This is a genomic window from bacterium, assembly GCA_036524115.1.
In the GTDB taxonomy this organism is placed as follows: domain Bacteria; phylum JAUVQV01; class JAUVQV01; order JAUVQV01; family DATDCY01; genus DATDCY01.
In genome coordinates this window covers 1-18,657 of record DATDCY010000141.1, presented here as the reverse complement: position 1 = coordinate 18,657, position 18,657 = coordinate 1, and the positions used below count along the sequence as shown (strand labels likewise).

At 73.8% G+C, this 18,657-nt stretch carries 16 protein-coding genes and 1 pseudogene; 14 read left to right on the top strand and 3 right to left on the bottom strand.

Features of this window, described 5'->3' with window-relative positions:
• The 10 genes from VI078_06815 to VI078_06770 all read left to right on the top strand — a co-directional run.
• Positions 1-1,659: tetratricopeptide repeat protein (locus VI078_06815; protein HEY5999003.1), on the top strand; the 1,659-nt coding region annotated here is incomplete at its 5' end.
• A gap of 102 nt (positions 1,660-1,761) precedes the next feature.
• The gene (locus VI078_06810) at positions 1,762-3,315 is read left to right on the top strand and encodes a 4Fe-4S dicluster domain-containing protein (protein HEY5999002.1); all 1,554 of its coding nucleotides are present in this window, start codon (positions 1,762-1,764) and stop codon (positions 3,313-3,315) included.
• A gap of 19 nt (positions 3,316-3,334) precedes the next feature.
• On the top strand, positions 3,335-4,375 hold the full coding sequence (locus VI078_06805; protein ID HEY5999001.1) for an ethylbenzene dehydrogenase-related protein: 1,041 nt from the start codon (positions 3,335-3,337) through the stop codon (positions 4,373-4,375).
• Complete coding sequence (locus VI078_06800; protein ID HEY5999000.1) at positions 4,372-5,901, top strand: hypothetical protein; 1,530 nt, start codon at positions 4,372-4,374, stop codon at positions 5,899-5,901. Before VI078_06805 ends, VI078_06800 begins: the two co-directional genes overlap by 4 nt.
• 46 nt (positions 5,902-5,947) lie before the next feature.
• The gene (locus VI078_06795; GenBank protein ID HEY5998999.1) at positions 5,948-6,700 is read left to right on the top strand and encodes a carboxypeptidase-like regulatory domain-containing protein; all 753 of its coding nucleotides are present in this window, start codon (positions 5,948-5,950) and stop codon (positions 6,698-6,700) included.
• Between the two features lie 46 nt (positions 6,701-6,746).
• On the top strand, positions 6,747-7,643 hold the full coding sequence (locus tag VI078_06790; protein HEY5998998.1) for a HEAT repeat domain-containing protein: 897 nt from the start codon (positions 6,747-6,749) through the stop codon (positions 7,641-7,643).
• Complete coding sequence (locus VI078_06785) at positions 7,618-9,222, top strand: 4Fe-4S binding protein (GenBank protein ID HEY5998997.1); 1,605 nt, start codon at positions 7,618-7,620, stop codon at positions 9,220-9,222. The genes VI078_06790 and VI078_06785 overlap by 26 nt, the downstream gene beginning before the upstream one ends.
• Before the next feature lie 57 nt (positions 9,223-9,279).
• Entirely contained in the window at positions 9,280-10,329 is a 1,050-nt protein-coding gene (locus VI078_06780) for a carboxypeptidase-like regulatory domain-containing protein (GenBank protein ID HEY5998996.1), read from the top strand.
• Positions 10,330-10,351: 22 nt separating this feature from the next.
• Positions 10,352-11,437: a hypothetical protein gene (locus tag VI078_06775; protein ID HEY5998995.1), complete on the top strand. Its 1,086-nt coding sequence runs from the start codon at positions 10,352-10,354 to the stop codon at positions 11,435-11,437.
• A 2-nt stretch (positions 11,438-11,439) separates the two neighbouring features.
• Positions 11,440-12,891: a VCBS repeat-containing protein gene (locus VI078_06770; protein ID HEY5998994.1), complete on the top strand. Its 1,452-nt coding sequence runs from the start codon at positions 11,440-11,442 to the stop codon at positions 12,889-12,891.
• 34 nt (positions 12,892-12,925) lie between these two features.
• Here VI078_06770 and VI078_06765 read toward each other — a convergent pair whose 3' ends face one another.
• Positions 12,926-13,852, bottom strand: a complete 927-nt coding sequence (locus VI078_06765) for a helical backbone metal receptor (protein ID HEY5998993.1) — start codon at positions 13,850-13,852, stop codon at positions 12,926-12,928.
• Positions 13,849-14,973 carry a hypothetical protein gene (locus tag VI078_06760; protein HEY5998992.1) on the bottom strand — a complete coding sequence of 375 codons (1,125 nt, stop codon included), beginning with the start codon at positions 14,971-14,973 and terminating at the stop codon, positions 13,849-13,851. The genes VI078_06765 and VI078_06760 overlap by 4 nt, the downstream gene beginning before the upstream one ends.
• Positions 14,974-15,083: 110 nt before the next feature.
• Between VI078_06760 and VI078_06755 the strand changes: the two genes are divergently transcribed.
• From VI078_06755 to VI078_06740, 4 genes and pseudogenes are all read left to right on the top strand, one after another.
• Positions 15,084-16,172, top strand: a complete 1,089-nt coding sequence (locus tag VI078_06755) for an ABC transporter substrate-binding protein (protein HEY5998991.1) — start codon at positions 15,084-15,086, stop codon at positions 16,170-16,172.
• A gap of 43 nt (positions 16,173-16,215) precedes the next feature.
• Positions 16,216-16,653 (top strand): DUF302 domain-containing protein, encoded by a 438-nt coding sequence (locus VI078_06750; GenBank protein HEY5998990.1) that lies wholly within the window; start codon positions 16,216-16,218, stop codon positions 16,651-16,653.
• A gap of 10 nt (positions 16,654-16,663) precedes the next feature.
• Entirely contained in the window at positions 16,664-17,233 is a 570-nt protein-coding gene (locus tag VI078_06745; GenBank protein HEY5998989.1) for a PQQ-binding-like beta-propeller repeat protein, read from the top strand.
• A gap of 3 nt (positions 17,234-17,236) precedes the next feature.
• Positions 17,237-17,911 (top strand): annotated as a pseudogene (locus VI078_06740) (PQQ-binding-like beta-propeller repeat protein).
• 27 nt (positions 17,912-17,938) lie between these two features.
• Here VI078_06740 and VI078_06735 read toward each other — a convergent pair.
• A complete protein-coding gene (locus VI078_06735; GenBank protein HEY5998988.1) occupies positions 17,939-18,562 on the bottom strand; it encodes a tetratricopeptide repeat protein in 624 nt (207 codons plus the stop codon).
• Between the last annotated feature and the right edge of the window lie 95 nt (positions 18,563-18,657).

The window sequence follows — 18,657 nt, the reverse complement described above, 5'->3', positions numbered from 1 at the left end:
TTCCTGCCCGTGGCGGGCCACGAGTTCATCCTGTACGACGACCCGGTCTACGTGACCGAAAACAAGCACGTGCTCGGCGGCATCAGCGGCGAGGGCCTGCGCTGGTCGCTCACGGCAACCGACGGGGGAAGCTGGCACCCGCTCACGTGGTGGTCGCACATGCTCGACGTGCAGCTCTTCGGGAGGAGCGCCGGCGGGCACCACGCGACGAGCGCGCTGCTCCACGCCGCCTCGGGCGCGTGCCTCTTCTGGTTCCTCTCGGGTGCGACCGGAGCGCTCCGGGCGAGCCTCTTCGTGGCCGGTCTCTTCGCGCTCCACCCGCTGCACGTCGAGTCCGTGTCGTGGGTCTCGGAGCGCAAGGACGTCCTGGCGGGCTTCTTCTGGATGCTCGCCCTGGCGGCCTACGGCGCGTACGTGCGGCGTCCGCTGGGGCGGCGATTCGCGGCGGTGACCGCGTTCTCCGTGCTGGCCCTCATGTCCAAGCCGATGGCCGTGACCCTGCCGCTGGCGCTCCTGCTGCTCGACTTCTGGCCATTCGGCAGGCTTCGCCGGCCGCTGGCCGCAGGCTCCCGCGCCGTCTTCATCGAGAAGGCGCCGCTGCTGGCGCTGTCCGCGGTCACGGGCTTCGTCACCATCCAGGCGCAGCGCAGCGCCGGGGCCCTCGAGTCGCTGGGCGACGTCCCCGAGGCCTTCCGGAACGCCATGCTGAGCATGCGCGTGATGAACGCCGTGCAGTCCTACGTGGTCTACCTGCGCGAGACGCTCTGGCCCGCGGGGCTCACGGTCTTCTACCCGCACCCGGCGCACGCCCTGGACCTGCGCAACGCGGTGCTGGCCGCCCTGGCCCTGGCAGCCGTGACGACCCTGCTTGGTCTGGCGCACCGCCGCGCGCCCCAGCTGATCACGGGCTGGCTCTGGTACCTGATCACCCTGCTTCCCGTGATCGGCTTCCTGCAGGTCGGCGAGCAGGCGCGCGCGGACCGCTACACCTACCTGCCGCTCATCGGCGTCTTCATCATGGTGGGCTGGTCGTGCCGGCGGGCCGCCGCGACCCGGCCGGCGCTCGGGAGGCACCTCGTCGCCGCGGGAGCGGCCGTCGTCGCCCTCCTCGGGGCGGCAGCCGTCCGCCAGGTCGGCTGGTGGCGCGACCAGGACACGGTGTTCTCGCACGCGGCCGCGGTGACCTCGGGCAATTACGTCGCCTACCGGAGCCTCGGGGACCTCGCGCTCAGCCGCGGGGACTTCGTCACCGCGGAGCGCTACGTCCGGCTGGAGGTCGGGGTCACGCCGAAGGCCCCGGGGACGTACACCCGGCTGGCCCGGGCTCTCAGCGGCCAGGGGCGCCGCGAGGAGGCCGTGGAGGCCTACGAGGAGGCGATCCGGATCGACCCCGGCTACGTGATAGCCCGGAACAACCTGGGGGTGCTGCTCACCGCGCTCGGGAGGTTCGAGGAGGCGGACGCGCACCTGCGGGCAGCGGCGCGGCTGAGCCCCCGCATCGGCGAGATCCACGCGAACCTCGGCGACAACCTCGCGGCCCAGGGCCGCTCTGCCGAGGCGGCGGAGAGCTACCGGCGGGCCCTGGAGCTGAACCCGGCGCTGACGCACGCGCGCGAGGGACTGGAACGGCTGCGCGCCGCCGCGGCCGGGGGGCCGTAGGGACACGGAGGCGCGGCGCCGGGCGGCGCTGAAACCTCCCACCCGCGGCGGTGTCTAAGCCCTTGGACAGGTGTGTAACCATTGGGATAGACTGAATCGGCTATGAGTTCCGCTCGCTGGCTGTTCGTCAGGCGCACCTCCCAGCTGCTGTTCCTCTTCCTCTTCGTCTTCCTGCTGCTGCGCACGGAGTACCGCGGCAACGACGTCATCCAGTACCCGGTCAACACGTTCTTCCAGCTCGATCCGCTGCTCGGGCTGGCGACGCTGCTCGGGCTGCGCGAGCCGATCGCCCACTTCTGGCCGGCCCTCCTCGTCGTCGCTGTCACGCTGGTCCTCGGCCGGGTGTTCTGCGGCTGGTTCTGCCCCCTCGGTTCCCTGCTCGACGTGACGCGGCGGCTGCTCGCGAAAGTGCCGGCGCCGCCGCGCCCGCTGGCGTGGCAGGGCCGGCGCGTGAAGTACTACCTCCTCGCCGCGATCCTCGCCGCAGCCGTCGCCAACTGGCAGGCGGCCTGGCTCCTCGACCCCTTCAGCCTGCTCGCGCGGGGCTTCTCGGTCGGCGTGATCCCGGCGGCCAACGCGGCGGTCAACGCGGTCTTCAACGGCGTCTACTTCGGGCTGCCGGCGCTGCGGCCGGTGTCGGAGCCGGTCTTCAACGTGCTCAAGGGGTGGGTGCTCACCTACGAGCAGCAGCACTTCCGCTGGGCGTGGCTCTCGCTCGGCCTGCTCCTGTCCGTCCTGGCGCTGGAGCGCTGGCAGCCGCGGTTCTGGTGCCGCAACCTCTGCCCGCTGGGCGGGATGCTGTCCCTGTGCGCGCGGGGCCGGCGGCTCGCGCGCCGGGTATCCGACGAGTGCACCGACTGCGGCTCGTGCTGGGGGACCTGCCCGGTCGGGCTCATCGAGGAGGGCACGCACCGGCGCTCCCAGGCCGAGTGCACGGCCTGCATGCGCTGCCCGCGCGTCTGCCCCCAGGAGGCGATCGGCTTCGCGTTCGCCGGCGGGCGCGACGAGGCGCCGCTGGACGTCGACCGCCGCCGTCTCCTCGGGGCGGCCGCGGCGGGCGTTGCGCTCGTCCCGCTGACGCGGGTCCACCCGGCGCGCGTCGCGGTCCCCGACGCCCGCCTGCGGCCGCCGGGCGCGCGCGCGGAGGCCGACTTCCTCAACCGCTGCCTGCGCTGCGGCGCGTGCATGAAGGTCTGCATGCGCAACGCGATCCACCCGGCGCTCCACGAGGCCGGCTGGGAGGGGCTGTTCACGCCCGTGATGGACTACGACGTCGGGTACTGCGAGTACAACTGCAACCTCTGCGGGCAGGTCTGCCCCTCGGAGGCGATCCGCCGGCTCCCGCTGCCCGAAAAGCAGCGCACGGTCATCGGCACGGCGGCGTTCGACAAGGGGCGCTGTCTCCCCTGGGCCCTGCACCGCAACTGCCTCGTGTGCGAGGAGCACTGCCCGACCGGCGAGAAGGCGATCGTCTTCGACGAGACCGACGCGACCGGCCCGGACGGAAAGCCGGTGCGGCTCAAGCTCCCGCGGGTCGTGCAGGAGCGCTGCATCGGCTGCGGGATCTGCCAGCAGAAGTGCCCGCTGCAGGGGAGGAAGGCGGTCGCCGTGTACCCGAACGGCGAGACGCGGGGGCAGGACTTTGGGCAGGGTTGACGCCCGTGGCGGCGACCGGATGGGCCTCGTCGCGGCGCTGGGGTGGGCAGCGTGCGCGCTCGTGCTCGCGACGGGGGCCTGCGCGCGGCTCGACGTCGACGCGGTGTACGCGGTCCGGCTGGCCGCGCCGCCGCGTGACGCCGACTGGGACTTCGCGGTGCCGCGGCTGGTGAAGGCGGGCGGCGGCAGCGTCCACGGGAAGCCGCCGGTCCTCGCCGGGCTCGACCTCGACACCGACGCCGTGCACGGCGCGGCGGCCTCCTGTCACCACGGCCCGCCGGTGACGCACCCCACGCCCGTGGAGATCCGGGCCTTCTACACGGACACCGACCTCTACGTCGACGTGCGCTGGAGCGACCCGACCGAGGACCGCACGCCCCGCGCGTGGCGGCGTACGGGCGCGGGCTGGGAGATCGCCGCGGACGACGAGGACGGGCTCGCCCTGCTCTGGAGCGGGCCCGCCGCCGGTCGCTTCGCCTGTCAGGAGGCCTGTCACCAGAGCGACTTCGCCGTCCGCAGCGGGTCGCTCGTGGACGTGCGCTCGATGTTCCTGGCCGAGGAGGGCGCGCGCGAGGAGGCCTGGGTCTGGAAGCCGTCGCTCGGCGGTCGCGACCTGATCATCGGGCGCTCGGGCTTCACGACGCCCGCCGGGGAGCCGTATGCCAGCGTGAACTCGCGCGTGGCGCGCGACGGCAGCCTGGGCCCGGAGGCCCGCCGCGCCGGCACGTTCGGGAGCCAGGACGGCCCTCTCACGGATGGCGCCGGCGGGTCGGTCGCCGCGGTGACCGCTTCGGCGCCGGCCCACCGCTGGGCGCCCGCCGGCGCGGGGAGCCTGCTGGCTGCGCGCGCGGAGCGTCGCGGGAAGGGCTGGCGCGTGGTCTTTTCGAGGCCGCGCGCGGCAGGGCCGGGGCGACAGCGGTTCGAGCCGGGTGACGTCGAGCGGCTCGGCGTCGCCGTGTTCGACGGGACCTCGGTGAACCACCACGTGGTGCGCGACACGCAGACCTTCCGGATCGTCGCGCCGCGGCCGGCGGCCGAGACGGAGGAGGGCGGGGCGTGAGGCCGCGTCCCGTCCCCGCGGCGCTGGCCCTGCTGCTGGCCCTGTTCGCGGCCGGGCGGGCGGCGGGTGGGACGGCCGCCGCTGCGCCGCCGTCACTGCCTGTGCTCGCCGTCGATCCGCTGCCGCGCGGCATCGTCGTGGAAAGTCCGGCCGATGTGCTCCCACACTGGGTCGCGCAAGGGGTGACGGGGGCGGTGCTGCTCCTGATCGACGCGAGCGCGGGTCTCCACGACATCAGCCCGGAGAACGTCACGGCGTTGAAGGCCCTGCAGGTGCGGGGCGACGTCGAAGGTCTCTTCAGGGCGGGACACAGCGGGGTCGCGGGCGTCTTCCACGAATGGAACTGGCTCAGGGCGGCGTCGGTGCTCGGCGTGGTCCGGGAAATGACCTGGATCGTCCCGTTCCCCGTCCCCGACGGAGACGATGTCGGCGAGGACCTCAAGGGTTTCCTGGGCACCGTAGGTCTGTCCGCCGGCGAGATCGCCAGCTTCCGCCCTGCCGACGGGTGCTTTCGGGGCCTGGTCGGCGAGCTGCAGGCCGCGATCTGTTCGGTCGATCGGTTTCCCCGGGCTGCGGCCCCCGTGGTCCTCAGCGTGGGCGCGGAGTACTTCTCGTCCTCGGCCCGGGTCCACGGGCACACGGAACTGGCAGCCATCAGGAGGCTGTTCACGGCGTTGCGGGAGACTCGCTACGAGGTCAAGGACGCGGTGCTGGTGTCGGCGATGGAGCAGGGGGACTGGCCCGTGGAGCTGCGCTGGCTCGGCGAAGTCGTCATGGAGGCCCTTGGCGACCCGGCTCTCGTCGTGCGCGACGAGCCGCCGGAGCGCTGGAACGTCCTGCAGCGGCTCTCCCTGCTCAGGCTTGAGGGGGCCGCCGGCGAGGCCGAGCTGCTCGACTTCGGCCTGTCGCTCCTGGAGAAAGACCCGCACAACTCCGCGCTGCTGCTCTTCGCGGCGCTGGCGTCGGCGGACCACGGTGGCGGCTCGGCGGCGCTGTCCTACGCGGAGCAGGCGTGCAGCGTCGACCCGGGGTACTGCGTCGGCCTGCGCGAACTCGGCCTCCAGTTCTGTCGCAAGGGGGATTTTGAAACGGGCGGACGCTTCCTCGATTCCGCGGAGCGGCTGCGACCGGGAATGACGTACCGGCAGTACGACGTCGGGATCGCGCTGTGGGGCGCTGGCCGCACCGCCGAGGCCCTGGACGCGCTCGGGAAGGTCGTCTCGCGGCAGGGGGCTTCCCCCGCAGGCTTCGTGGTCGGCGCGATGCAGGCGGCCCTCGGGGACCGTGCCGCCGCCCGGCGCTCCTTCGACGGCGCCGTCGCGGCGTTGGGGCAGCTTCGCAGCATGATCGTCACGCGCAAGGAGGTCGGCGACGCGATCGTGCGCGCCGCGGCGTTCTACCGGGAGGAGGGGCTCGCCGAGAAGGCGCAGGCGCTCGAGTCCGACCCGCGGCTGCGCTGGGAACTCCCGGCTCCCGAGCCGCCGCCAGCGCCGCCGATGGCGCCGGCACCGCCCTCCGCGCCGTGAGGCGCGTATAATACCGGCGCCCTACAGGCCAAGGAGAGAGCAGGGAATGGTGAACCGGAGAGCGGCGATGTCGATGGGTGCCGTGCTCGCGCTGGCGGCGCTCGTGGCGGCCGGCTGCGCGCAGAAGCAGGACTCGGGGCAGGCGACCTTCAAGGGCCGGGCCCTCACGCCGCTGGCGGAGGCCCACGTCTCCGTGTACCGCGAGGGGATGGACCTCAAGGGGCCGGCGTTCGTGACGTCGCAGCCGACGGGCCCGGAGGGCGAGTTCTCGCTCGCGCTGCCCCCGGGGAAGTACTTCTTCGTGCTGCGCCACCGGGTCGCCGGCGAGTCGGTCGGACCGGTGCGGACCGGCGACTACCGCAGCGAGGTCATCGGGCCGGTCACCGTGCGCGGCGGCGAGACCTTCACCCGGGACCTGGTCGCACTGCGCAAGATCGGCGAGACGAAGGACCTGCCGTCGACGACGCCCGCGCCGACGAGCACCGGCATCAGCGGCGTGATCACGGACAGCGACGGCACGCCCGTGAAGGACGCCCGCGTGCACGCCTACACGTATCCGCAGATGTCCGAGCGGCCGAAATACGTCTCGGAGGCCACGGGCGCGGACGGCCGCTACGTGCTCTTCTTCCCGGAGGGCGGCACCTTCTACCTGGCGGCGCGCAATCGCTTCGGCGGCCCGCCGAAGATCGGCGAGCTCTACGGACGCTACGACGACGGCGCGGTCGAGCCCTCGGCGATTCACGTCAAGGACAACCAGATCATCGAGCATGTCGACATCACGGTCCACAAGGTCTGGTAGGCGCGCCGGCGCCTGGGGACGCGCGGTTCGGTCGAGCCTGTCGGCCATGGTCGTGGCGGCGGTGTGCTTCGGCGGCGCGCTGGGCGCGCCGGGCTGCAACTCGTGGTCGGGGCGTCCCCTCGAGGAGGTGACCGCCGCGGCCGGCAAGGGCGAGCAAGGCGCGCTGCGCGAGCTCGTGACCCGCTTCGGCAACGCGGACCCGGCGCAGGCGCAGCAGGCGTGGGAGGCGGCGGTCGCCATCGGCGCGCCGGCGGTCCCGGAACTCCTCCGCGGACTCGAGAGCGGCAGCCGCGCCGTCGGCGAGCACGCGGCGGGCGCCCTCGGCGCCCTGACCGCCAAGGACGGGGTCGACGCGCTGATCGCGGCGCTGGGCCGGAAGGACTTTCGTCGCTACGCGGCCGCTTGGGCCCTTGGGGAGATCGGCGATCCCCGGGCGATCCCGGCCCTGGTGCGCGCGCTCGGCGACGAGGACGGCGAGACCCGCAAGTTCGCCACCCGGGCTGTCATCAAGTTCGGACCGGACGCGCTCGAGCCGCTGCTGGCCGCGCTCGGCGACCCCTCGGCGGACGTCCGCCACTACGCGGCGCGGGCCCTGGGTCAGCTGCAGGCGAAGCAGGCGGTGGAGCCGCTGCTGAAGCTCGAGGGGAGGGTCGACCCGGAGGTGCTCTTCTGGGCCCTTGGACGCATCGGCGACCCCCGCGCGCTGCCGCTGCTCGAGCGCGCGGCGGCCGACGCGGACTGGCGCGCGCGCCTCACCGCGGTCCAGGCGCTGGGCGACCTGGCCAACCCGGCCGCGGTGCCGCAGCTGCGCCGCTCGCTGGACGACCCGGAGTGGATCGTCCGCGAGTGGGCCGCGCGCGGCCTCGAGAGCCTGACCGGCGAGCGCGTCACCTACCGCGACCAGCAGGGTCGACAGGTTGTCCCTTACAGCCTCTACCGCTGAGAGCGCGCCCGCCGCGGCCGCCGGCGCGAAAGGCGCGGGCCGGGTCTGGAAGAGTCCGTTCTTCCCGGCCGTTCTGCAGGCGCTGGCACTCGGCGTCCTCGGGGGGATGATCGCGGCGGGTTGGGGGCGCCATGGCGTCCCGGGCGGCGGCACGGTCCCGCTGCTCTACACCAACCTCGCGACGCTCGGGTTCTGGGTCCTCTGGCTGATGGCCCTGGTGTTGCTGCTGCCGGCAATCGGCCGCCTCTGGTGCACCGTCTGCCCGGTCGGTTGGTGCAACGACCTGGCGGCCCGCGCGGGCGCCGGGATCGCCTATCCCCGCCGCCTCCAGAACCTCGGGATCATGGCGCTCCTGCTGCTGGGCTTCAACATGGCTGCCGAGATCTTCGGGCTCAACCGGTGGCCGGACCGCACCGCCTGGATGCTCGGACTGGTGCTGGTCGCCGCGGCGGGCGCCGGCGCGGTGTTCCGCGGCCGCGTCTTCTGCCGCTTCTGGTGCCCCGTCGGCGGGATGGTGTCGCTCGGCTCGCGGCTGGCGCCCGTGGAGGTGGCCTCGAAGGACCAGGAGGTCTGCCGCCGCTGCGAGAGCAAGGCCTGCTTCTACGGCAGCACGCGCTGGTACCGCCTCGCGTGGCCGGGCCGGCGCAGCGTGTTCGCGCACAAGCGCCCCGGGTGCCCGGCCTACATCTTCCCGCCCGAGGCGGCGCCCGGGCCTTCGTGCCTGATGTGCACCCAGTGCCTGAAGAACTGCCCTTACGACAACCTGCGCTGGGGAGGCCGCGCCTGGGGGAGCGGCCTCTGGCGCGAGGCGGCCCGCGACCGCAGCGAGGCGCTGCTCATCGTCGTCCTCGCCGGGCTGGTCTTCTACCGGCTCGCGCGCTTCTGGGCCGGCCTGCGCGAGGTGGTCGAGTGGCCCGCCGCCGCGGTGGCGTCGGCCATCGCCGGCGCGCCGCCGGCGGTGCTCAAGGGCGTGCTGCTCTTCACCGGCTTCCTGCTCTGGCCGCTGGCGTTCTTCCTGGCGCTCGGCATGATCGCCAAGCTCGTGTCCGAGGTGAGCGTCACGCCGCTGGCGGGGCCGGAGGAGGCGGCGGCCGCGGCGGTCTACGGCGCGGCGGAGATCGACGAGGAGGCGCGGCGCCGCGAGGGGGGCTGGAGCGCCCGGCGACACACCGTCTGGGGCTACATCGCGGCCTACGGCTACGCCTTCATCCCGCTGATCATGGGGGCCTACGGCGCCTTCGCCCTCGTCAAGCTCAACGAGAAGGCCGCCTACCTCCCGCTCGCCCTGCGGGACCCGGCAGGCGTGCAGACCTCGGTCGCGATCAACCAGCTGCTGGTCCTCGCGGCCCCCGACAGCCTCGCGCCGCTCACCGCGGTCCGCTGGGGCGCGGTGGCGCTCGCCGCGGCAGGGCTCTGCGCGTCGCTCTGGTCGGCGGGAAGGATCGGCGCCCGCAGCTACGGCGCGGGGACGCCGGCGGCGCGCCGCGGGGCGGCGGTCTTCCGGGCCGGCGCCCTGCTGCTCGGCGCCGTGCTCATCGCCTGCATCAAGGAGTGGCTCTTCCGCGGCCCGCGCGGGTGAGGCGCCGCGCGGCGGGCGACGGCATCCTTTTCGGGAAAGCGAGGTAGAAGAGTGGCGATGGGACGCAGGGGATGGGCGGCGGCATGCTTCCTCGCGGCGGCGCTGGCTGCGGCCGGCGCGGCCCGTGCCGCCGAAAGCGGCGTGGAGGGCGTGGCCGCGCTGCGCAGCGAGTTCGCGCCGGGCGTGGTGGTGCTGGCGTTCGACCACGCCGGCCCGAACCAGGCCTCGGTTCCCGTCGCCGTCTCGGCGCCCACCGACGAGAATGGCGCGTACCGCCTGCCCCTCAAGCCCGGGAGCTACCACCTGCTGGCGGTGCGCGCGTCGGGCAAGCCCTGGCCCTTCCCGGGCAAGCCCGGCGACCTCTTCAGCTACTACCTCGGCAGCCCCGTGGTCGTAGAGGCGGGCAAGACGACCCGCGTTGCCTTCAACATGGTGCGCGTCGGCGAGCGGCAGGCGCCGGCCGCCGGCGAGGGCGCCGGCATCGCCGGGGCCATCCTCTTCGAGGGCAAGCCCCTCGGCCGCGCCTACCTCCAGGTCTACGCCGACGCGAAGGCCAACTTCCGCGGGATGGGGCTGTCGGCGACGCCGGTCGGCGAGGACGGCCGCTTCCGCATCAAGCTCCCGCCCGGGCGCTACTACGTCCTGGCGCGCAAGCGGCAGGCCGGCGGCATGTACGGGCCGCCGGGGCGCGACGACTACGTCGGCTACTTCCCGGGCAACCCCGTGGAGGTGAAGGCGGGGGCGTTTGCCAGGGTCGACGTCGAGATGACGACCCGCGTCGACCTCCTCGAGAAGAACCTGCCGGCGGACGGGCCGAGCGGCGGCTGGTTCGAGGGGATCGTCACCGACGGCGCGGGCACGCCGCAGGCGGGCGTCTACGTCCTCTTCTACGCGGACGAGGCGCTCTCGGGCACGCCCGCGTTCGTCGCGGGGCCGACGGACGCGAAGGGCGCGTTCCGGGTCCGCGCGGCGGTCGGGACGTTCCACCTGCTCGCGCGCTCGGGCCTCGGCGGCCCGATCGAGCGGGGCGAGTGGCGCGGCAAGGCGCTGGTCACGGGCACGGGCAGGAAGATCATGATCACGGTCTCCCGCTACGAGGGGGACTGACCCGAAGGGAGGATGGTGAGGCATGCGCCGGCTTGAGGGGGTACTCGCGCTCTTCGCCCTGCTGCTGGCCCCCGCGGTGTGTTCCGCGCAGGGGACGGGCGTCATCAAGGGCAAGGTCACCTCGGAGGGCAAGGCCCTCGAGGGTGCCAAGGTGTTTCTCTACAAGGGCTACGCGGCCGGCTTCCGGGGACCCGGCGACTACGAGGCCGGGCCCACCGCCGCGGACGGGCTCTTCGAGGCGCGACTGCCGCCGGGGAAGTACTTCGTCGTGGCGCGAAAGGCCGCCGCCGGTCCCGCGGGCGAACTGGCCCCGGGCGATTACTTCGCCTATTACGGCGGCAACCCCGTGCTGCTGGGCGAGGGGACGACGATCAACCTCGGCATCAACTGCAGCCCGATCATCGGCACGGGCGAGAACTCCCGCCCCGGCGGCACCGGGATCCGCGGCACGGTCTACCAGGACGGCGCGCCGCTCGACCGCGCCCGCGTCACGCTCTACCAGGACGGCGAGAGCATCTTCCGCGGCATCGGCTACGCGTCGGTGCTGACGGACCCCAGGGGCGCCTTCTCGTTCAACCTGGAGGAGGGGAAGTACTACGTGGTGGCGCGCAAGCGCGCCGGCGACGACCGGATGGGTCCGCTCGGCGAGGGGGGGCTCTTCGGGTTCGCGCACCTCAACCCGGTGGAGGTGCGCAAGGACGCCTACACGCTGGTCTCGATCAACACCTCCACGAAGCTGGTGAAGGTCAAGGAGGGCGGCCAGGACATCACCCTCGGCGGGACGGCCAAGGCGGGCGAGACGGTCGTCGCGGGCGTGGTCCGCGACGCCGCGGGCAAGCCGGTCGCGGGCGTCTACGCGAGCGCCTTCCGCGACTCGATGATGACGCAGAAGCCGGACTTCATCGCACTGACGGGCGCGGACGGCTCGTTCGCGATCGACCTGCCCGAGGGCGGCGAGTACTTCATCGGTGCCCGGAACACCATCGGCGGTCCGGCCGAGCGCGGGGACCTGCAGGGATGGTACGCCGGCACCGAGGACCACTCGGTGAAGATCAAGACCGGCGAGAAGCTGCGCGGCATCGACATCGTCGTCAACCCCGTGGAGTAGGCGTGGCGGGCGCCGGCGGCTGCGTGGCGGTGGCACTGTCCGGCGTTCTGCTCGCGGCGCAGGCCGCAGCGGCTGCGGGCGGCTCCTGGTTCACCGACGTCACGGCGACCGCCGCGGTCCCGTCCCTCAAGTACGGGGAAGGCGTCAACATCGTCGACCTGAACGCCGACGGGCTGCCGGAAATCTTCCTGCCGGTGCCGCGCGGCCGCTGTCGCCTGCTCGTCAACCGCGGCGGCTTCGCCTTCGACGACGGTACCGCGGCCAAGGGGCTGGAGAGCGCCGTCGGGATCGGCGCCGTCGTCTGGGACCTGGACGGGGACGGGCGCCCGGACGTCTATGTCGTGCGCGGCGAGCACGTCCCGGGCGCCAACGGCGTCTACCTGCAGCGCGCTGACGGGACCTTCGTGGAGCGGGGGGCGCAGCTGGGCGCGCCGGGGCGGAAGAACGGGATCTCCGCGCTCGCGCTGGATGCGGACCGCGACGGGGCCGCGGACCTGTTCGTCGCCGGGTGGAGCGGCAACGTGCTGTACCGGGGTGACAAGCGCGGGGGGGGGGGCTCGTTCACCGAGGCGGCGGACGCCGGCCTGGGCCCGGCGGCGAAGTGCTGGGGCGCGGTGTCCACGGACTTCGACGGCGACGGCTGGCCGGACGTCGTCGCCGCGTGCGGCGCGCGCGGGCTGCCGCAGGGCGCGCGGCTCTATCGCAACCGCGGCAACGGGACCTTCGAGGACTGGACGGCGCGCTCGGGCGTCACTGGTATCGACTGGGCCATCGGCGTCGTTGCCGCGGACTTCCATGGCCAGGGGCGGTCCGATCTGCTCTTCACGAACCTCGACGGGCCGGACCGGCTGTTCCGCAACGACGGCGGCGGGCGCTTCACGGACGTGACGGCCGCGTCGGGCCTGGCCTCCGGCAGGAGCGTCGGCGCCACGGCGGGGGACGTCGACGGGGACCTGCTCACGGACCTGGTCGTCGCAGGCTTCGCAGGCCCGGCGCGCGTCTTACGCAACCTCGGCGGCGGCCGCTTCGCCGACGTCACGGGCGTCACCGGCCTCGGCGGCCAGACGCGCAACGACGGCATCGCGCTGGCCGATCTCGACGGCGACGGGGACCTCGACCTGTACGTCACCAACTTCGAGGGGCGCAACCGCCTGTACCGCAACGAACTGGGCGGCGCGCGCGCCCTGAAGGTCCGCGTCCCTGCCGGCGCGGCATCCGTGGGGGCGGTGGCGAGGATCTACCGGGCCGGTTCGGCCGGGAAGCCCGAGGCGCTGCTCGCGACGCGGGAGCTGCAGACCGGCTACGGGGTCTGCTCTCAGGGGCCGGCCGAGCTCGTGTTCCACCTGCCGGCCGGCGTCGCCTGCGACCTGTCCGTCACCTGGCCCGACGGCACGGTGGCGACGACCCCCGGCGTGAAGCCCGGGACGCTGACGCTCGCCCCGGCGCAGCGCTAGTCCTCGTTTCAGCCTCGAGGACGGCGCGGCTTCTTCAGGGTTTCGCGAACACCTCGGGGTGCAGGAGGCGGGCGATCTCCCACAGCGACTGCGCCACGCGGGGCGAGGCCCGGTTGAGCAACACGAGGTCGAAGTCCGAGCCGTCGTAGACCTTGTGGTTCTTCACGGCCGTCAGCTCGGACCAGCCGGGGCGCTTGGAGACGCCGACCTTGTACTGGAACGGGTGGTCGATCAGCATCACGTCGGGGTTGGCGCGGGCCACGTCCCCCTGCGAGAGCCGGTTGTAGGGTCCCGGGCCCTCCTCGAAGACGTTGCGCCCGCCGGCGACCCGGATGATGTCGCCCATGAAGGAGCCGGAGCCGACCGCGTAGATGGGCGAGGGACCCTCGACCTCGATGTAGACGCTCGGGCGCTGACCGGGCGCGACCCCGGCGAGCTTCTTCGTGACGTCGACGACCGTGCGTTCCAGCGACGCGGCGGCGTCCTCGGCCTGCTGCACCCTGCCGGTGATGCGCCCGACCAGCCGCATGGTGCGCGAGAGGTCGGCGAGGTCGCGGAAGGAGAGCACGGCGGCCGCGATGCCCTCCTTCTCCAGCGCGGCGAGGTCCTCGGCCCGCGCGTACTCGGCGAACAGGACGATGTCCGGGTGCAGGGCCCGCGCCTGCGCGAGGTCGGGCCGGTTGAAGTTGCCGATCTTCGGCTTGAGCTTGGCGGCCAGCGGGTAGTCGCACTGCGCGCTCACGCCGACGAGGCGGTCCTCCGCGCCGATCGCGTAGAGAATCTCGGTGACGTTGGGGGCGAGCGACGCGACCGTTCGTGCCGGCAGCGGCAGCGGCACCGCGCGTCCCATGCCGTCGCGCCAGGGTCCGGCGCCCGCGCAGCCTGCGGCAAGCAGCGCCAGCGCGGCGGCGAGGCCGGTCAGGCCGGTCAGGCCGGCGCGGCGGGGGGCGCGGCCGCTCATTCCACCACCCGCACCGTGATGTCGACACCGTCGATGACCCTGCCCGTCTCGACGGTGATCGAGCGGATGTTGGCGTCGCCGAGCATGCCCTGCCACTGCCCCGGCATGGGCACCCCGCCGAAGCCGGTGCGCGCGCCGACGTAGTAGGTGCCGCCGCGGGGCAGCTCGATGAAGTAGGCCCCGTCCCCCCCGACCGGCCGCGAGCGGTGCGGCGGCATGGCGCCGATCAGGTTCGGGTCGGTGGTCGCGAACGCGAAGACGCCCGGGACCGGCTTGCCGGCGGGGTCGAGGATCCGCCCCCGCACGCCGGTCGAGCCGGCCGCGGGGACCGCCCGCACCTCGGCCTGCCGGAGCTTCTCGGTGAGCTGCACCGTGATCATCGCCTTCTGGCCCGCCCGGAGCGTGAGCGGGTTGCCGTCGAAGTAACCGTGGAGGTCCCCGACCTGAAGCGGCCCGAGCGCACCGCCGCCCTTGCGCCTGGCCGCGGCCAGGAAGTAGGTGCCGGCCGGCAGCTCGACGGAGAACTTCCCGTCCGGGCCCGTGCCGCCGAGCAGCGAGCCCTGGGGGCCGGTCAGGTCCGGCCCGCGGAAGTCGGACGTGGCGTCGGGGTAGGCGAAGAGCACCGCGCCGCTCTCGGGGCCCCGGGGCCCCGTGACGACGCCCTCGATCGTGACGCCCGGCGAAGCGCCCTGGGAGATGGTCACGGGGGCGCGCCGGACGACCTGCAGGTTGGCTTCGACCGTCGAGCCGGCGACGACCTTGACCGGGTTGCCGCCGTAGTACCCGAAGAGCGATCCGGGGGCGGGCTCGGCGTCGGCTCCGCCCGCCGCCTGCTTCGCCACGAGGAAGTAGCGGCCCGGTTCGAGCAGGAGCGTGAACCGGCCGTCCTCACCCGTCGGCCCGCCAGAGGCGGCGCCGCTCCCCGCGAAGCCGCCCGCCGCGTCGGCGAAGGCGTGCACCCGGATGCCGGCGGCGGGCTTGCCCTCGAAGAGGACCTTGCCGGTGACGCCCGTGGCCGCCTGCTCCGCCCCCCCGGCCGCGACGGCCCCGAGCGCGAGGCACACCGCGAGCGCGAGGAGCCCCCCGCCGCGGGAGATCGCTGCCGCGCGCAATCTGTTCATGGGCGCGCATGGTATCACCTGCGCCGGGCGGCCGTCACCGGCGCCGGCCGGTCCGCGTCCCGGCCGCGCGAGGCTTTCCCCGGGCGCGGCTTTTCTTTATCATCGTGGCCGTGACGACGGATCGCACGCGCAGGGAGGTCCTGCGGGCTCTCGGCCTCGCGGGCGCCGCCCTGCTGCTCCCCGCGTGGACGAGGCGCGTCGGCGCGGCCGCGGGCGAGCGCGTGCGCATCGGGCTGCGCCGGGCGTCGTTCTCGGCGTGGCCGGTGGAGCTGGCCGCGGCGTCCGGCGGCTTCCGCGACGCCGGGCTTGCCGTCGAGCTGTCGTACTTCGCCGACGAGCTGGCCGCGGCGCGCGCCCTGGCCGGCGGCGCGCTGGACGCCGCGGTGCTGCCGCTGCCCCAGTTCTACGCCGTGCACTTCGGGACCGCCGATTTCGCCGGCGGGGCGCGCCCGCTTGCCACCTACCAGGTGGCGCTGGTGAACGGCGCGTCGCTCGTCGTGCCCGCGGCCAGCACCGTCCGCTACTCCCGGCAGTTCGAGGGCAGGGTGTTCGGGCTCACGACCCGCCTGAGCATGCAGTCGCTCCTGCTCAAGATCTACCTGCAGCAGAGCGGCCTCGATCCCGCCCGCGACGTCTCCTGGGAGGTTCTCGACCGGGAGACGCTGAAGGGCCGTTTCCTCGCCGGCTCGGTCCACGCCGCGGCGCTCGAGGAGTGGCTCCCGTCCGAGCTGGTGCTCGCGCGCAAGGCGAGGGTGATGACGCCCTTCCACCGCCTGTGGCTCGACTACCCGGCAGAGGTCATCGCCGTGGGCAGTGACTTCGCCGCGGGGCGCGCCGACACGCTGGCACGGCTGTCGCAGGCGACGCTGCGCGCCGCGCGCGAACTGGAGCGGGGCACCTTCGGCGGCCTGCCGGCCGGTCTCGCGGCCCCCGGCAAGCGCGCGGCGTGGCGGGTCGGGATGGAGGCCTCCAAGGCCGGGTTCGCCCCGTTCCCCTTCCTCAGCGCGGCCCGGCTGACCATGGAGGAGATGAAGAAGGGCAAGGCGGCGCCGGAGGACGTCGACTTCAAGACCGTGGCCGAGGCGACCTGCCTCACCGGCCTCTGCCGCGAACAGATGAGGGCGGCCGGCTTCGCGGAGGTCCCGGGCGAGGACTCGCGCGAGGAGCGGCTGATCGGCTGCTGCTACACGGGGTTCTGACGCCGCGCGCGGCGCGGGGCCGGGAACGAAAGGGAGGCTGATCGTGGTGATCCGACGGTTTCATCTGACGCTGGCGGCGCTGCTGCTCTGGGCCGCGCCCGCCCTGGCCCTCGACTACGACTACACCGTCGTCTCGAGCAAGTCCGTGGACCAGGTGGTCGACGAGGTCACGGCCCTGGCGCAGAGCAGCGGCTTCAAGGTGCCGGGGGTGCACACGCTCCCCTCGCCGGATCCCTTCGTCCTCGTGGAGCTGTGCGACCCCGTGGAGGGGAAGAAGATCATGGCCGTCGACATGAAGCTCGGCCTGCTGCTCCCCTGCGGCAAGATCGGGATCTTCAAGGACGCGAAGGACGGCGGCAAGACCAAGATCTCGCTGCTGCTTCCCTCGAGCATGTCACGGATCAACCCCGCGCCGGAGGTGGCCGCCATGGCCGCGAGCCTCGATCCGCGGCTGCGGAAGATCGTCGATGCGGCGAAGTAGCCGGGCGCCCGTGGCAGCAGGCGGCGCGGGCGCGGTGGCCTGCCTGTTGGCCGGCGTCCTTGCCCTGTGGCCTGCCGCCGGGGCGCTCGCCGCCGCGGGCGGCAGGGCCGCCGCGCCCGAGGAGGGGCTGCCGTTGTTCCGCGCCAACCCGGCCCGGACCGGCTTCGTGGAGCGCGGGCCGGAGCCGCCGCTGTCGCTGCGCTGGAAGTTCAAGACGCGCCGCGGCGTGGCCGAGATCGAGTCGTTCCCCGCGGTGGACGACGGCCTCTCGGGCGCCGCGGTGGCCGACGGCACCGTCTATGTCGGCGGCCACGACGGCTGGGTGTACGCGCTGGACGCGCGCACGGGGCGCAAGCGCTGGGAGTTCGCGACGAAGGGGCACGTCAACTCCACGCCGACGCCGGTCGGGGACCTCGTGTTCGTCGGCTCGATGGACCGGTACGTCTACGCGCTGCGGCGCGCCGACGGCACGCTGGCCTGGAAGTTCTTCACGGGCGTGCGCACGTTCAGGAACATGAGCTACGGCGGCGTGCGCTCGTCGCCGGTGGTGCGCGACGGGGCGGTCTTCGCCGGCGGCTGAGACGGCGTCGTGCGCGCTCTGGAGGAGCGCACCGGCAAGCTGCTCTGGTCCTTCGACACCCGCACGGAGGGCTGCTACTCCTCGCCCGCGCTGGCCGGCGACACGCTCTTCATCGGCAGCGACGGGGTGAGCCAGATCTTCCTGTACGCGCTCGACCCGCGGACCGGGGCGCTGCGCTGGAAGTTCCCGACGCCGACGCAGATCTACGCAACGCCGGCGGTGGCCGACGGCGTGGTCTACGTCCACGCCCGCAACGACCACGTCTATGCCCTGAGCGCCGCGGACGGCGCCCTGCGCTGGAAGACGCCGGCCCCCTCGCCGCAGGACCAGTTCACGGCGCTGGCGGACATGGTCAAGTCGTCGCCGGCGGTGGCGCGCGGCAAGGTCCTCGTCGGCATGGACCAGGACCTCGTGGCGCTGGACGCGCGCACGGGAGCGCAGCTCTGGCGGGCGGCGACCGGCAGGGGCGTGCATTCCTCGCCGCTCGTCGTCGGGCAGACCGTCTACGTCGGCTCCGACGACCGGAGCGTGTACGCCTTCGACCTCGCGACCGGGAAGAAGACGTGGTCGTTCGCCACGGGGGGGCGTGTCTCGATCTCGCCGGCGGTGGGCGAGGGGTTGATGCTCATCGGTTCCAACGACGGGTTTCTCTACGCCTTCGAGGCGGCCCCGCGGTAGCGGCCCGCAACGGACTTCGCGCCGCTGTCAGCGCGCGTCGGGGATGCCGGCGGCGCGCTGCGCCTCGCGGGCGCCGGCGTGCGCCGGCAGGTGCCGGGTCTCCCGCAGGACCCGCGCGGCTCCCTCCGGGTCGCCGAGGCGGGTCAGCGCCTGGGCGACGGTCGCGGCCGTCTCCGCAGAGAGCGGCGGATGGGCGAGCGCCTCGCGGATCCGCGCGAGCGCCTGGTCCGGCAACCCGAGGTCCTCGAGCGTGAGCCCGAGCGCGACGAGCGCGTCGGCGAAGGCGGGGCGCAGTGCCAGCGCGCGCTGGTACGCCTCGAGGGCGGGCCCCCTGCGCCCCAGGCGCGCGTAGCAGTCGCCGAGGTTCAGCAGCGCCTCGGGAAAGACGGGCTGCAGCTCGAGCGCGCGACGCAGGTCCGCGACGGCTTCGGCGAGGGCGCCCCGCTGCAGGCGCGCCGTCCCGAGGTTGTACCAGAGCTGCGCCTTGCCCGGGTTGAGGGCGATCGCCCGCGCCAGGTGCGCGACGGCCTCGTCGAGCCTCCCCCTCGCCGCGAGGGCCTCTCCCAGGCTCGCCTGCATGACCCAGGAGTCGCCGACGGCGATCGCGTGCTCGTAGAGGGCGACGTCCTCCCGCCAGAAGCCCGCCTGCACGCGCGCGGCGGCACCGAGCGCGGCGATCGCGACGGCGGCGAGTCAATCCGGTGGTGGAGGGTTCGGTGCGCGCGCGCCAGCACCGGCGCGGAGAT

Bases quoted from the DNA above. Each gene is read 5' to 3' on its own strand.
- VI078_06780 (HEY5998996.1), top strand. From the start codon at position 9,280: ATGGGACGCAGGGGATGGGCGGCGGCATGCTTCCTCGCGGCGGCGCTG.
- VI078_06795 (HEY5998999.1), top strand. From the start codon at position 5,948: ATGGTGAACCGGAGAGCGGCGATGTCGATGGGTGCCGTGCTCGCGCTG.
- VI078_06790 (HEY5998998.1), top strand. From the start codon at position 6,747: ATGGTCGTGGCGGCGGTGTGCTTCGGCGGCGCGCTGGGCGCGCCGGGC.
- VI078_06810 (HEY5999002.1), top strand. From the start codon at position 1,762: ATGAGTTCCGCTCGCTGGCTGTTCGTCAGGCGCACCTCCCAGCTGCTG.
- VI078_06760 (HEY5998992.1), bottom strand. From the start codon at position 14,973: ATGAACAGATTGCGCGCGGCAGCGATCTCCCGCGGCGGGGGGCTCCTC.
- VI078_06765 (HEY5998993.1), bottom strand. From the start codon at position 13,852: ATGAGCGGCCGCGCCCCCCGCCGCGCCGGCCTGACCGGCCTGACCGGC.
- VI078_06775 (HEY5998995.1), top strand. From the start codon at position 10,352: ATGCGCCGGCTTGAGGGGGTACTCGCGCTCTTCGCCCTGCTGCTGGCC.
- VI078_06805 (HEY5999001.1), top strand. From the start codon at position 3,335: ATGGGCCTCGTCGCGGCGCTGGGGTGGGCAGCGTGCGCGCTCGTGCTC.